The sequence below is a fragment of the Phenylobacterium sp. genome (assembly GCF_030651755.1).
In the GTDB taxonomy this organism is placed as follows: domain Bacteria; phylum Pseudomonadota; class Alphaproteobacteria; order Caulobacterales; family Caulobacteraceae; genus Phenylobacterium.
The window spans coordinates 1-14,085 of the sequence record NZ_JAUSBZ010000113.1 but is presented as its reverse complement, the minus strand read 5'-3'; the positions used below and the strand labels follow the sequence as shown (position 1 = coordinate 14,085).

The following is a 14,085-nucleotide window of genomic DNA, read 5'->3' as shown; positions in this document are numbered from 1 at the left end:
GCGGGGAACCGCGCCCTTTTCGGCTCTTAAGACCCTCTGACCTACGGATTGCAGTCCCATGTCCCAATACGACGTCGTCATCATCGGGGGCGGCCCCGGCGGATACAATGCGGCCATCCGCGCCGGCCAGCTGGGGCTGAAGGTGGCCTGCGTCGAGAAGCGTGAGACCCTGGGGGGCACCTGCCTGAATGTCGGCTGCATGCCGTCCAAGGCGCTGCTGCACGCCTCGGAGCTGTATGACGCGGCCATGGGCAAGGAATTCGCCACCCTCGGCATCGAGGTGAAGCCGAAGCTGAACCTGTCGCAGATGATGGCCCAGAAGGCCGACTCCGTGACCCAGCTGACCAAGGGCATCGAATTCCTGTTCAAGAAGAACAAGGCCGACTGGATCAAGGGCGCCGGCAAGATCACCGGCCCAGGCAAGGTCGAGGTCACCGGCGCCGACGGTTCGGTCCAGACGCTCGAAGCCAAGCACATCGTCATCGCCACCGGGTCCGAGCCCACCCCCCTGCCGGGCGTGACCATCGACCAGAAGCGCATCGTCGATTCCACCGGCGCCCTGTCCCTGCCTGAGGTGCCCAAGAAGCTGATCGTGGTCGGCGCCGGCATCATCGGCCTGGAGCTGGGCTCGGTCTGGCGCCGCCTGGGCGCCGAGGTGACCGTGGTGGAGTTTCTGGACCGCATTACGCCCGGCATGGACACCGAGACGGCCAAGACCTTCCAGCGGTCCCTGACCAAGCAGGGCATCGTCTTCAAGCTGGGCGCCAAGGTGACCGGCGCGGAAACCTCCAAGTCCGGGGTCAAGCTGACCGTGGAGCCCGTGGCCGGCGGCGAGGCCGAAACCCTGGAGGCCGACTACGTCCTGGTGGCCATCGGCCGTCGCCCCTACACCGAAGGCCTGGGGCTGGAGAGCGTCGGCGTCACCACTGACAAGCGCGGCGTCATAGAGACCGACCACTTCAAGACCTCGGCGCCCGGCGTCTGGGCCATTGGCGACGCCATCCACGGGCCCATGCTGGCCCACAAGGCCGAGGAAGACGCCGTGGCCTGCATCGAGCTGATCGCCGGCAAGGCGGGTCACGTGGACTACAATCTGGTGCCCAGCGTGGTCTATACGGCCCCGGAAGTGGCCTGGGTCGGCAAGACCGAGGAGCAGCTGAAGGAGGCGGGCGTCGCCTACAAGGTCGGCAAGTTCCCCTTCACCGCCAACAGCCGCGCTAAGATCAACCACGAGACCGACGGCTTCGCCAAGATCCTGGCCGACGCCAAGACCGATGAGATCCTCGGCGTCCACATTGTCGGCCCCCAGGCCGGCGAGATGATCGGCGAATACTGCGTGGCCATGACCTTCAAGGCCGCCAGCGAGGACATCGCCCGCACCAGCCATCCCCACCCCACCCGTTCGGAAGCCGGCCGCCAGGCCGCCATGGGCGTCGAGGGCTGGACGATGCAGTCCTAAAGGGCGTTCCGAAGGCTAAGGTGGTCCGACCCGCTCAGCCCGCCTGGGCGAGCGGTTCGGGCTCCAGCACCATCACATATTCCTCGACCTCTTCGCCCCGGCCGGGGGCGAAGGCCTTGTCCTGGCCGCGGATGATGAAGCCGGCGTGCTGCAGCACCTTGAGCGAAGCGATATTGTCCTTGGCCACCCGGGCCTGGATGGGGCGGGTGCTGATCTTCTCGAGGAAGGCGATCAGGGCCCTGGTGGCGACCCCCTGTCCCCACCAGGGCTTGCCGACCCAGTAGGAGATGGACGGCGAGCCGGCGGTGGTGTGGTTGATGATATGGCCCGCCACGTCCCCCGCCACCTCAATGGTCTTGGCGGTCACACCCGGGGTCTTCAACAGCCCGTCCCAACGGGCCATGAAGGCGCTCCGGTCCTCGGGATCGGCCGCGCCAAAGGCCGCCATGCGGTTGGCGGTGGGGTCCCGCTGCTGCTCGAAAAAGATCGGCAGATCACCGGACGTCACGGGGCGAAGTCGGACTGGGCAGGTCATGCGTGGGGATGGGCCTTCGAATAGACGGCGAGCAGACGCTCGGCGTCCACCGCGGTGTAGCGCTGGGTGGTGGAAAGCGAGGCGTGGCCTAACAGTTCCTGGATCGAACGCAAATCGGCGCCGGCGCCCAGGAGGTGAGTCGCGAAAGAATGCCGCAGGGCGTGCGGCGTCGCGCTGGCCGGAAGGCCGAGCCGTCCTCGCAGGACCTGGACGGTGGCCTGGACATGCCGCGGGCTGAGGGGCCCGCCACGCTTGGCCCGAAAGAGCGCGTCTTCCGGCGCGAGGACAAAGGGCTGGTCGTCCAGATAGGCCGCCACGGCTTCGGCCACCGCCGGCAGAACCGGAACGAGGCGTGTCTTGCCGCCCTTCCCCGTGATCCGCAGTCCCTCGCCCAGGGGGGCGTCGGCGCGCCTGAGGGACAGGGCTTCGGAGATCCGCAGGCCGCAGCCATAGAGCAGGGTCAGGACCGCGGCGTCCCGGCTGGCCTCCCAGTCCTCGCGATCGGGGTCCAGGCCCGGCTCGGCGATCATGCCGCGGGCCTGATCCTCGGTGACCGGGCGCGGGGCGCCGGGCTTGATCCTTGGCCCGCGGACCAGGGTGACGGCGGCGTTGGCCACCCCCAGCCGCCGATCCAGGTACCGGTGAAAGCCGCGCACCGCCGAAAGCGCCTGGGACAGGGATCGGGGGGCGAGCGGATGGTCGCCCTGGCGCAGATGGGCGAGCCAGGCGCGCAGTTCGGCGGTCTCCACCCCGGCCAGATCGGCCACGACGAGGCCGCCCCCCCTGTGCTGTTGAAGGAAGGCCACATAGCGCCGCCCGGCCGCCCCATAGGACTCCACGGTCCGTAGGGAGGCGCGGCGTTCCTGGGTCAGATAGGCCAGCCAGGCCTGTACGGCCTCGGCGACGGGCGCCTGGGCGCTCAGGGGGCTCAAAGGACCGGCCAACGCTCCGCCGTGCGCTCGATCACCCGGGCCAGGAAGGCCACAAGCTCGGCGCCCATATCCTCTGTGAACCCCTTCGGGTCCGTGGAGCCGAAGGCCACCAGCCCTTCCCGGGCCGGCTCCCACATGGCCAGACGCACGATGGCCATGGATTTCACCTCACCGGCCCGGTCCCCGAACAGGCCGAGCGCCGGCGCCCAGAAGCCCATGCGGGTCAGCTTCTGGTGACCGCCCAGGATCATGTCCACCTGCCCCTCGACCAGGGGCTTCCAGCCAGCGGGGGTGCGCTCAGGCCCCTCCAGGGCGAGCGCGCCGCAGCTCAGCGCAAACCGCAGCTGGGCCAGGTCGTCGACCCGCCGGGCGAGATCGGCGTGGTTGCGGGCCTCGAGGAGGTCGATGACCGCCCCATGGGTGTGGGCCTGGGCGGCGAAATTGGCCCGTGCGGTGGATTCCAGCTGTCGGCGGACGGCGGATTCCTTGCGATGGGCCGCATGGACCCGGGCCAGGGCCGCGGGCCCGAAGGCCACGACGTTCTCCGGCAGGGTCTGGAGGCCGAGCTGCCGCAACAGCTCCGGATCGTCCAGCAGGACCGCAGGATTCTCCAGCAGGAAGCGGCGAACCGCATCCTGGGCCTCGTGGGCGCTCATCGCCCCATCGATGCTCGTCCCGTCCATGCGTCCACGTCCCTCTAGAGGATCGACTGGCCGGTCTTGGCCCAGTCGCTCATGAACTGATCAAGACCCTTCTCGGTTAACGGGTGCTTGAACAGGTCGAGGAAGACCGCCGGCGGGATGGTGGCGCAGTCGGCGCCCATCAGGGCCGAGGCGGTCACATGGGCGGTGGTGCGGATCGAGGCGGCGAGGATTTCGGTGTCGAAGTCGTAGTTGTCATAGATGGCGCGGATCTCGGCGATCAGGTCCATGCCGTCGGCGCCATGGTCGTCCAGGCGGCCGATGAAGGGCGAGATATAGGTCGCGCCGGCCTTGGCGGCCATCAGGGCCTGGGCGGCGGAGAAGCACAGGGTGACATTGGTCTGGATGCCCTCGCGGGTGAATACGCCTGTCGCGGTCAGGCCGGCCCGGGTCAGAGGCACCTTGACCACGACATTGGGGGCGACGCCGGCCAGCTTGCGGCCCTCGGCCAGCATGGCCTCGGTCTCGACAGCGGCGACCTCGGCGCTGACGGGACCCTCGACGAGGTCGCAAATCTCAGCGATGACCTCCAGCATGGGACGGCCCGACTTGGCGATCAGCGACGGATTGGTGGTGACGCCGTCCACCAGGCCTGTAGAGGCCAGGTCCTTCAGGACGGCCGTGTCGGTGGTGTCGAGAAAGATCTGCATGGCCTGGGCCTCCCTGCGCAGTGAATGGCGGTGTTTAGCCGCTGCGACCGGTCCTCGCCACCCTGGCTTGATGACAGCTGAGGCGCGCCGGTCATGAGCCGTATCGCCTCGGTCCTGCTGCCCATGCCCCTGCCGGAAGCCTTCGACTATGCCGAGCCCGAAGGCATGGGTCTGGAGGTCGGCGACCAGGTGGCCGCCCCGCTGGGTCCCCGCACCTTGTGCGGGGTGGTGACCGCCCTGCGGGACGCGGTCGGCGGCAACCGGCCGTTGAAACCCCTGGAGTCGCGCCTGGACGATCCGCCTTTGCCCGCGAGGACCCTGGAGTTTGTCCAGTGGGCGGCCCGCTATGCGGTGGACGCGCCCGGACAACCCCTCGCCATCGCCCTGCGCGGCGCCCGCGCGCCCAAGGCCCGGCCGGAAAAACAGGTGGTCCCCACGGGCGTTGCGGTCCCCCGCATGACCCCGGCCCGGGCGAAGGTGATGGGGGCCCTTGAGGGGTTTTCCGGCGCCCCGGCAGACCTTGCCCGTCAGGCCGCGGTGTCGGCCGGCGTGGTCAAGGGGCTGATTGACGAGGGCGTTCTGGCGGTGCGCCTGGCGCCGGCCCCGGTCGCCTTCCCGGCGCCGGACCTTTCCCGGTCCCGGAGCCCGCTCAATCCCAGCCAGGCCGCCGCCGCCCAGGCCCTGAGCGCCATGATCGGCGAGGGGGGCTTCAATGTCGCCCTGTTGGACGGGGTGACCGGCTCGGGCAAGACCGAGGTCTATCTGGAGGCGGTCGCCGCCGTCCTGGCCGCCGACCCGGCCGCCCAGGTCCTGGTGCTGCTGCCGGAGATCGCGCTCACCCAGGCGGTGCTATCCCGCTTCGCCGAACGGTTCGGGGTCCTGCCCGCCGAGTGGCATTCCGGCGTCGCCCCGCCGGCACGGCGCCGGGTCTGGGAGGCTGTGGCCACCGGCGCCTGCCCCATCGTCGTGGGCGCCCGCTCGGCCCTGTTTCTGCCGTTTGTGAACTTGAAATTGATCGTGGTCGACGAGGAGCACGACACCTCCTTCAAGCAGGAGGAGGGCTTCATCTATCAGGCGAGGGACCTGGCGGTGGTGCGGGGCAAGATGGAGGCCGCCGCCGTCGTGCTGGCTTCGGCCACGCCCTCCCTGGAGTCCCTGCGCAACGCCGAGACCGGCCGCTATCGCTGGCTGCGGCTCTCGGCCCGCCACGGCGCGGCGGTCCTGCCGCAGATCGACCTGATCGACCTGCGGGAGGTCGCCCTGGAGCATGGCCGCTGGCTCTCGCCCCCCCTGGCGGCCGCTGTGGGGGAGACCCTGGCGCGGGGGGAGCAGGCCCTCCTGTTCCTCAACCGGCGCGGCTATGCGCCGCTGGTGTTGTGCCGGGCCTGCGGCGAGCGGTTGACGGCGCCCGACACCGATTCCTGGCTGGTGGAGCACCGCTATACCGGCCGGCTGGTCTGCCACCTCACCGGCTTCTCCATGCCCAAGCCCAAGGCCTGCCCTCACTGTGGCGCCCTCGACAGCCTGGTCTCGGTGGGGCCGGGGGTGGAGCGGGTGGAGGAGGAGGCCCGCGCCCTGTTCCCCGAGGCCCGGGTGGCGGTGTTCTCCTCGGACACCGTGTTCGACGCCCAGGCCGCCCGCCGGCTGGTGGAGTCCATGGCCGCCGGCGAGATCGACATCCTGGTGGCCACCCAGGCTGCGGCAAAGGGTCACAACTTCCCCAACCTGACCCTGGTCGGCGTGGTGGACGCAGATCTTGGCTTGAAGGGCGGCGACCTTCGGGCCGCCGAGCGGACCTATCAGCTGCTGGCCCAGGCCACGGGGCGGGCGGGCCGTCACGACCGGCCAGGCCGGGCGCTGGTCCAGACCTACGCCCCCGATCACGCGGTGATGCAGGCCCTGGCCGCCCAGGACCGGGACGCCTTTGTCGCCGCCGAAATGGCCGAGCGGGAGCTGGCTGGCCTGCCGCCCTTTGGCCGCCTGGGCGCGGTCATCGTCTCCAGCGAGAACCCCCAGGCCCTTGAAGCCTTCGTCCGCGAGATGGCGGCGGCGGCCCCAAACGCCGAAGGACTGGAGGTCTATGGCCCGGCCGATGCCCCCCTGTCCCTGGTCCGCGGTCGGCGACGCAAGCGCTTCCTGGTGCGGGCCGACCGCACCGTGGATCTGTCGGCCTATCTGGCCGCCTGGCGCGCCCGGGTGAAACCGCCTGGGTCCGTCCGGGTGGTGATCGATGTCGACCCCTACAGCTTTCTGTAGATCAGGCCCCCGGCCAGCCACCAATAGTCGGGCGCCCGACGGACTCGGCCGGCGCGAGGCTGTAGGGCCTTCTGTGAAGCTTCCCTGTCACCTCGTGCCGTTTGAGGCGTTTCCTTCCCATGTCCATGGGTCAGTCATCATCCGATCCCCGCGCCTATGCCGGGCTCTCCGACACCACCGCGCTGCGGGCCAACCGCCTGCTCGCCGCCCTGCCGGGCGCGGTTTTGCAGGATATCGCCCCGCACATCCGACAGCTGAACCTTGAGCGGGGGCGCGTGCTGTTCGAACCCGGCGACGATGTAGATCTCACCCACTTTCCGACCCGTTCGGCGATCATCTCCCTGCAGCTGGTGACCCGGGACGGGCGCGAGGTGGAGGCCGCCAGCATCGGCCGCGAAGGGGCCGCCGGCGGCATCGTCAGTTCTGGCCACAAGCCGGCCTATGGCCGCGCCGTGGTGCAGATCGCCGGTCCGGTCCTGGTGATCGCCACCGAGCAGCTGGAGGCGGCCAAGCGCCGTCGGCCGGAGATCGCCGACCTCTTCTCCCGCTATGCCGACGCCCTGCTCGCCCAGGTCATGCAGTCTGTGGTGTGCAACGCCCTGCATCCGGTGGAGCAGCGGGCCTGTCGCTGGCTTCTGACAACCCACGACCGCTCGGACACCGACATCATCCGCCTCACCCAGCAGAGCCTGGCCGAGATGCTGGGGGTGCAGCGGACCACGGTTTCGGGCGTGGCCAAGACCCTTGAGCATCGGGGGCTGATCCGTCAGCACCACGGCCATGTGGAGGTGCTCGACCGGGACGGGCTCGAGGAGGCCTGTTGCGAGTGCTACCAGGCGGTCGAGGACCACTTCAGCCTGCTCTTGCCCGAGGTCGCCGAGAGCTGATCGCACCATGCTAAGTCCCAAGGTTAGAGCGCGTTCCGATAACCGGCTCCGACTTATGGGAACGCGCTAGGGCGCGCCGGCCTTGGCCTCCTCGGCGGCGGCCAGCGGCGCGATCTCGCGCTCCTTCAGGCGGGTCGCCGGGATCATCAGCATCAGCACGAAGCCGATCAGCAGCACCGCCAGGCTGAAGATGATTCCGTAGACGACGGCGCGCGACAGGCTCTCGCGGATGACCTGGTCGGCCGCCGCAGAGGCCGGATCAGCGGCCCGGGCCTCGGCGAGGCCCGGATCGGCGTCCCGTTCCATGGCCATCCGCTGCAGGTCGGACAGCTCCAGGGATTCCATCTGCAGGGCGGGGTTGGCGGCCGACTGCCGGCCAAGCTCGGCGGTCAGCCCCCAGGTGAGGATGGCGCCGAACAGGGCGACCCCCATGGTCGAGCCGATCTGGCGGACGAACTGGCCTGAACTGGTGGCCACACCCAGCTGGTGCATGGGCACGGCGTTCTGCACCGCCAGGCCAAACAGGCTCTGCCCAGGCCCCAGGCCGATGCCGACGATCAGCAGCCGCCAGGCCAGATCAAGGGTGCTGGTGTCCGGACCGATGAAACAGAGGGTGAAGACCCCGAGGATCAGAACGGCGCCGCCGCCGATCATGAAGGGCTTGTAGATCCCGGTCTTTGTCACCAGGCGGCCGTTGAGGGTGGATGAGGCCACCAGGCCGACCATCAGGGCCAGCATGGTCAGGCCGCTGCGGGTGGCCGGGACGCCCTGGCCCACCTGCATGTAAAGGGGCAGGAAGGACGTCACCCCCATGAAGGCCATGGAATAGATGAAGGCCGCCCCGTTGGCGGTGTTGAAGGTGCGGTTCCTGAACAGGTCCAGGGGCAGGATCGGATCGCGCACCCGGCTCTGCACGGCGATGAAGGCGCTGAGGGAGATCGCCGCCGTCGCCAGCAGGCCCAGGATCATGGGTGAGCCCCAGCCATAGGCCTGGCCCCCCCAGGTGATGGCCAGGAGCAGGGTTGTGAAGCCCACGACGATCAGGGCCGCTCCGGCATAGTCGATCCGCCCTTCCCCCCGGGGCGGCAGGGCCGGCATCTTCACCAGGATCATCGCCACCGCCGCCAGGGCGAAGGGCACATTCACATAGAAGACCCAGCGCCACCCCTCGATGACATGACCGCCCAGGGTCACCGTCCCGTGGTCGGTGAAGAAGCCGCCGATGACCGGGCCAAAGATGCTGGCCACCCCAAAGACAGCGCCGAACAGGCCGGAGAACTGGGCTCGCTCCCGCGGGGCGTAGAGATCGGCGATGATGGCGAAGGCGATGGTGAACAAGGCGCCGCCGCCGACACCCTGTATGGCGCGGGCGGTGATCAGCTGGATCATGCCGCCGCCCAGCAGGGGCAGGTCGCCGAACTCCCCGGCCAGACCCGCCAGCCATGACCCGCTCAGGAAGACGCCGATGCCGATCAACAGGATCGGTTTGCGCCCATAGATGTCGCCGAGCTTGCCCCAGATGGGCACCATCACCGTCGAGGCCAGCAGATAGGCGGTGGTGGCCCAGGCATAGAGATGGAGGCCTGACAGGTCCGAGACGATCCGCGGCATGGCTGTCGCCACCACGGTCTGGCTCATGGCGCTCAGCAGGAAGACGATCAGGACCGAAATGAGCGTGAGGCGGCGATCAGCCTCGTCAAAGACTTGGGGCTCTTGCAACGCGGCGTTTCCAAAGCGACGTTCGAGCGCCGCCAATTATCTGCTTCTGCGCGACGCAAGCGCGTCACCCATCACAGGTCTTGAAAATGTCTGAGTCCGCCCCGGAAGCGTCCTGCGACGCCCCGGGACGGGATTAATGCTCAGAGGTTATCAGAACCGGCCGGCGATGCATGCTCCAATGCGCGGGCCTGATTTTTCCGCCGGGCCGCCCGGCGGGCGAAGATGTTCAACCCTTCCACCAGTCCCGAGAAGGCCATGGCGGCGTAGATGTAGCCTTTGGGCACATGGAAGCCGAAGCCGTCGGCGATCAGGGTGGCCCCGATCATCAGCAGGAATCCCAGGGCCAGCATGACCACGGTGGGGTTGGAGTCGATGAACTCCGCCAGGGGATCGGCGGCCAGCAGCATGACGCCGACGGCGAACACCACCGCGACCACCATGATCGGCAGGTGATCGGTCATGCCCACCGCGGTCAGGATGGAATCGATGGAGAAGACCAGGTCCAGCAGCAGGATCTGAACGATCACCGACGAGAAGTTGGCCACCACCGGCGCCTTCACATCCATCAGCCCGTGGGTGGCTTCGGGATCGACCTTCTCGTGGATTTCGGTGGTCGCCTTCCAGACCAGGAAGAGCCCCCCGGCGATCAGGATGAGGTCGCGCCAGGAGAAGTCCATCTCGAACATGGGCATGCCATGCACCGGGTCCGGGGGACCCTCGAGGGGGATACTGAACACCGTCTGGGTCATGCCGACCAGGAAGGCCAGGGTCGACAGCAGGCCCAGGCGCATGATCAGGGCCAGGGCGATGCCGATCTTGCGCGCCCGGCTCCGCTGGTGCTCGGGCAGCTTGTTCGAGAGGATTGAGATGAAGACCAGGTTGTCGATGCCAAGCACGACCTCCATCACGATCAGGGCGATGAGGGCGGCCCAGGCGACAGGGTCGGTGAGCAGGACGAGGAGCGAGTCCATCGGCGTGATTCTCCAGGATGAGACCGCCAGCCTTAGACGATTGCAGGATCGGTCGCAGCGCTAACGCGATGGTGAGGCTTCTGGGGCCAGACTGGGCGCTGAAAGCCGTTTTCAAGTCCGCCGCCGCCCGAGAGTCCGAAGGCCAATGACCGACGCTCAACAGATCCATCCTCTGACCTCGCTGCGGTTCTTCGCGGCCTTCTGGGTGGTGCTATTTCACTACTGGCCAGCCCTGGCGACGGCGACGACCCCCCTGTTCGTGGCCAAGGGGTATCTGGGGGTGGAGCTGTTCTTCATCCTGTCCGGCTTCATCCTCTGCCACGTCTATCGCAGCGAGGTGGAGACCGGCCGCTTCGCCTATGGAAACTTCCTCTGGGCCAGGCTGGCCCGGATCTATCCTCTGCACCTGGCCACATTGATTGGCATGGGCGTGCTGGCGGCCGCCGCCGGCGCGGCCGGCTTCGCCGTCGATCCCAACATCCTGTCTTGGGAATCCCTGCCGGCCAACCTGCTGCTGGTCCAGGCCTGGGGTCTTGCGCCGGTGGCCGGCTGGAACCATCCGTCCTGGTCCATCTCGGCCGAGTGGTTCGCCTACCTGACCTTCCCCCTTTTCGCCTGGGCGGCCCTGGCCCTGAAGTCCCGGCCCCTGGTGGCGGTGACCCTGGCGGCGGTCTTCATGGCGCTGCTCTATGCCGGATTCGAAGCCCTGGCCGGTCATCCCCTGACCCTGGCCACCATCCGCTGGGGCGCCCTGCGCATCGTCCCCTGCTTCGCCCTGGGCTGCGCCCTGCATAGCCTTTGGCGGGAACGGGCGGGCGGCGGGAGACGCAGCGCCCTCACCGGCGCCGCTATTTCGGGCGCCGCCGCCCTGTTTGCGGCCGCCGCGGGCCTGTCCGACACCCTCATCGTCCTGTCGACGGCCGCCCTGATCTTCTACCTCGCCCGACTGGCGCAGGCGGGCTCCCAGGTCCTGTGCGCCCCCATCCTGATCTATCTGGGTGAGATCAGCTATTCGATCTACATGGTCTGCGTGCCGTGGAAGATTGTATTCGCGAACGGCGCCGCGAGTCTGCTTAAGCTTGAAGGTGGCCAGTTGCCCCTAGGCCTGTGGCTGGTGCTGCTGATAGGCGTGGTTCCACTGGCGGCGCTCTCCTATCATCTGATCGAGAAGCCAGCCCGCGGACGCATGAAGCTGTGGGCGGAGCTGTGGAATGGGCGGGCGCCGAAGGTCGCAGGCGCATAAACCCTCTTTTCATTCGCGGCGTGAGAAACTATCCCTAACGCCAGTTCGCGTCGGGGAGTTACGCCCAACATGATGAAACGGACACGCCTGGTCCTTGGTTCCATGACGGCTGCGGCGGTTATGGCGCTTGCCCCTGTCAGCTCCGCCTTTGCGGACACCTACTGGCAGTGCGTGCCGTTCGCCCGGATGATCTCCGGGGTGCAGATCTTCGGCGACGCCTGGACATGGTGGAAACAGGCCGCCGGCAAGTACGATACGGGCAACACCCCCCAGGCTGGCGCGGTCCTCTGTTTCAAGCCCACCGGCGCCATGCGCCTGGGCCACGTCGCCGTGGTCAGCCAGGTGCTGACCGATCGGGTCATCCAGATCAGCCACGCCAACTGGTCGCGGATCAATGGGAGCCGTGGTCAGATTGAGCGCGACGTCACCGTGATTGACGTCTCCCCCAAGGGCGACTGGACCCAGGTCAAGGTCTGGTACGACTCGGTCGGCGATCTCGGCTCGACCACCTATCCCGTCCACGGCTTCATCTATCAGGACGCCACGGCCTCGACCCTGACCCGGACCGGCTTCACCACCGCCCAGAACACCGCAGTGACGGTGGCCCAGTCCGCCGCCAATCAGATGGTCGCCGCTGTGCGCCCAGGCTCTGGTCCCCTGCAGATGCTGAGCCAGGCGGCCGACGCCACCGACCGTATCGCCGCTCTTCTTCAGGCCGCCGGCCAGGGCGGCGCCTCGGCGGGTGACAGCCAGGATTAGTTTGGCTGCAGGGGCTGCGGACAACCCTTCCTTAAACGGCTCGGGACCACCTTGTCGGCCTCATCCAAAGGTCGTCCATGGCAAGTCCCGCCTCTCATCTGCGTCCCCAGACCGCCGCACAACTCCGTGCGATATTGTCCGCCCATGCCCGCTTCGCTCAGGGGCTGGCGGGGGGGCGGCGGGCCGATCTGGTGCGCGCCGACCGGGCCGACTGGAACCTGGAAGGCGCCCTTTTGGCCGAAGCCGACCTGACGGGGGCGCGCCTGTGCGGGGCGATCCTGGCGGGCGCCGATCTGAGCCGGGCCAATCTGTTCGGGGCTGACCTGCGAGACGCCGACCTTCGCGGGGCGCGTCTGCCCCAGGCTGACCTGCGCGGATCGAGCCTGCGGGGGGCCAACCTGTCGGGGGCTGACCTGTCGGGCTGTGATCTCCGCGAGGGCTGTATCGCCATGCAGACCCGAGCCGACGGCTTTCGGGTGCTGGCGCCGGAGGCCCGGGCCGGAAACCTGGAATACGCCGTCGCCGAGGGCGCCAATCTCATCGACATCATGACCGCGGTCGACTGCACCGACGCCAGCCTGACCGGCGCCATATTGGTCGGCGCCCGGCTGGTCGGCGCCCGCCTTGACGGGGCTGATCTCTCTGGCGCTCAGCTTGACGGCGCCGATCTCAGTGGGGCGTCCCTCCGGGGCGCGGTGGTCGCCGGGGCCAATCTGTCGGCCGCCGGACTCAATGGGGTCGATCTGAGCGAGGTGCTCAAGGCCCCGGCCACGGTCTTCTATGTGGACGACCAGCCCCTGCGGGAGATCGTCGACGACCACGAAGCCTATTGCGACAGTCACGGCGCCAAGGGCGCGGCCGCCCGGCTGGAGGGCGCCGACTTCAGGTCCCTGCGCCATCTCAGGGCCCGGCGCCTCAGCGGCCTGCCGGCCCCGGGCGCCATCTTCTTCGGCATGGACATGCGCGGCGTCCAGCTACAGGGCGCCGACCTGTCCGACTGCGACCTGCGCAAGGCCGACCTGCGGGGCGCCGACCTCCGCGGTGCGCGGCTGACCGGCTCCAGCCTGATCCGCGCCGATCTTCGCGACGCCAAACTCGGCCCCCTGGCGCTGGGGGAGGGTCGCCTGATCCGCACCGACCTGAACCGGGCGATCCTGCGCTATGCCGACCTCAGCGGCGCCCAGGCGCCCCGCGCCCGCTTCCTTGAGGCCGACCTGTCCGGCGCCAAGCTGACCGGGGCCGATCTGCGGGGCGCCGAACTGATCCTGTAGGGGTCAGGCCCGCCTACATCTCGTGGCGCAGGGGGCGCAGGTCGGGGAAGTCGGCCGGGCGCTTCTCGGCCTTGGCCTTGAAGGCCTCGCCCATGTGCGAACCGGCGAACATGCCCGTCTGCCAGACGGCGATATAGTCCAGCCCATCGGCGATGGTGTGGTCCCGGGCGTAGTTGATCATCACCTTGGACCCGGTGACCGCCAGGGGCGACTTCTCGGCGATCTCCCGGGCCGTGGCCATGACATGGTCGAGCAGGGCCTCCTGGGTCGGGAAGACCTCGTTGACCAGACCGATCTCCTTGGCCTTCTGGGCCGGCAGACGCCGTCCGGTATAGGCCAGCTCGCGGACCCAGCCTTCAGGGATCAGCTTGCACAGTCGCGGGAAGGTGCCGACATCGGCGGTCATGCCGATATTGATCTCCTGCACGCAGAAGAAGGCGTCCTCGGTGGCGTAGCGGATGTCGCAGGCGCTGGTCATGTCCACCGCCCCGCCGATACAGCCCCCCTGGATGGCGACCAGAACCGGCATGCGGGCCTCGTCCAGGCAGGAGAAGCAGTCCTGCAGCCAGCGCACATGATGGCGCTGGCCCTCGGCGGCGACGAAACGGTCGGGCGCCGCGCCGGCGTCGGCCGCCGAGGTGCCGCCGCCGCCGAACACCGCCAGGTCCATGCCGGCGGAGAAGTGCTTGCCGGTGGAGGAAA

At 68.6% G+C, this 14,085-nt stretch carries 13 protein-coding genes; 6 read left to right on the top strand and 7 right to left on the bottom strand.

The features are described 5' to 3' along the window. Positions 1–58: 58 nt before the first annotated feature. Entirely contained in the window at positions 59–1,459 is a 1,401-nt protein-coding gene (lpdA, locus tag Q7V15_RS10565; protein ID WP_304755523.1) for a dihydrolipoyl dehydrogenase, read from the top strand. Positions 1,460–1,493: 34 nt separating this feature from the next. Here lpdA and Q7V15_RS10560 read toward each other — a convergent pair whose 3' ends face one another. From Q7V15_RS10560 to fsa, 4 genes are read right to left on the bottom strand one after another with little or no spacing between them, the layout of a single operon-like run. Beyond that, a complete protein-coding gene (locus Q7V15_RS10560; protein WP_304755522.1) occupies positions 1,494–1,994 on the bottom strand; it encodes a GNAT family N-acetyltransferase in 501 nt (166 codons plus the stop codon). Further along, positions 1,991–2,926, bottom strand: coding sequence for a tyrosine recombinase XerC (locus Q7V15_RS10555; protein ID WP_370689802.1), 936 nt, complete (start codon positions 2,924–2,926; stop codon positions 1,991–1,993). The genes Q7V15_RS10560 and Q7V15_RS10555 overlap by 4 nt, the downstream gene beginning before the upstream one ends. Beyond that, positions 2,923–3,609 carry a DUF484 family protein gene (locus Q7V15_RS10550; protein WP_304755521.1) on the bottom strand — a complete coding sequence of 229 codons (687 nt, stop codon included), beginning with the start codon at positions 3,607–3,609 and terminating at the stop codon, positions 2,923–2,925. The genes Q7V15_RS10555 and Q7V15_RS10550 overlap by 4 nt, the downstream gene beginning before the upstream one ends. A gap of 14 nt (positions 3,610–3,623) precedes the next feature. After that, entirely contained in the window at positions 3,624–4,277 is a 654-nt protein-coding gene (gene fsa, locus Q7V15_RS10545; RefSeq protein WP_304755520.1) for a fructose-6-phosphate aldolase, read from the bottom strand. 93 nt (positions 4,278–4,370) lie between these two features. Between fsa and Q7V15_RS10540 the strand changes: the two genes are divergently transcribed. Then, positions 4,371–6,533, top strand: coding sequence for a primosomal protein N' (locus Q7V15_RS10540; RefSeq protein WP_304755519.1), 2,163 nt, complete (start codon positions 4,371–4,373; stop codon positions 6,531–6,533). Between the two features lie 119 nt (positions 6,534–6,652). Then, a complete protein-coding gene (locus Q7V15_RS10535) occupies positions 6,653–7,420 on the top strand; it encodes a Crp/Fnr family transcriptional regulator (RefSeq protein WP_304755518.1) in 768 nt (255 codons plus the stop codon). Between the two features lie 66 nt (positions 7,421–7,486). Here the strand turns inward: Q7V15_RS10535 and Q7V15_RS10530 are convergent, their stop codons facing one another. Both Q7V15_RS10530 and Q7V15_RS10525 read right to left on the bottom strand, forming a co-directional pair. Continuing rightward, entirely contained in the window at positions 7,487–9,139 is a 1,653-nt protein-coding gene (locus tag Q7V15_RS10530; RefSeq protein ID WP_304755517.1) for an MDR family MFS transporter, read from the bottom strand. A 140-nt stretch (positions 9,140–9,279) separates the two neighbouring features. Then, positions 9,280–10,110 (bottom strand): TerC family protein, encoded by an 831-nt coding sequence (locus Q7V15_RS10525; protein ID WP_304755516.1) that lies wholly within the window; start codon positions 10,108–10,110, stop codon positions 9,280–9,282. Positions 10,111–10,255: 145 nt separating this feature from the next. Between Q7V15_RS10525 and Q7V15_RS10520 the strand changes: the two genes are divergently transcribed. From Q7V15_RS10520 to Q7V15_RS10510, 3 genes are all read left to right on the top strand, one after another. Further along, positions 10,256–11,353, top strand: a complete 1,098-nt coding sequence (locus tag Q7V15_RS10520) for an acyltransferase (protein WP_304755515.1) — start codon at positions 10,256–10,258, stop codon at positions 11,351–11,353. Between the two features lie 69 nt (positions 11,354–11,422). Beyond that, positions 11,423–12,112 (top strand): CHAP domain-containing protein, encoded by a 690-nt coding sequence (locus Q7V15_RS10515; protein WP_304755514.1) that lies wholly within the window; start codon positions 11,423–11,425, stop codon positions 12,110–12,112. Positions 12,113–12,189: 77 nt separating this feature from the next. After that, positions 12,190–13,383 carry a pentapeptide repeat-containing protein gene (locus Q7V15_RS10510; RefSeq protein ID WP_304755513.1) on the top strand — a complete coding sequence of 398 codons (1,194 nt, stop codon included), beginning with the start codon at positions 12,190–12,192 and terminating at the stop codon, positions 13,381–13,383. 13 nt (positions 13,384–13,396) lie between these two features. On the opposite strand, the gene Q7V15_RS10505 is transcribed toward Q7V15_RS10510, so the two are convergent. Beyond that, positions 13,397–14,085: enoyl-CoA hydratase-related protein (locus tag Q7V15_RS10505; RefSeq protein WP_304755512.1), on the bottom strand; the 689-nt coding region annotated here is incomplete at its 5' end.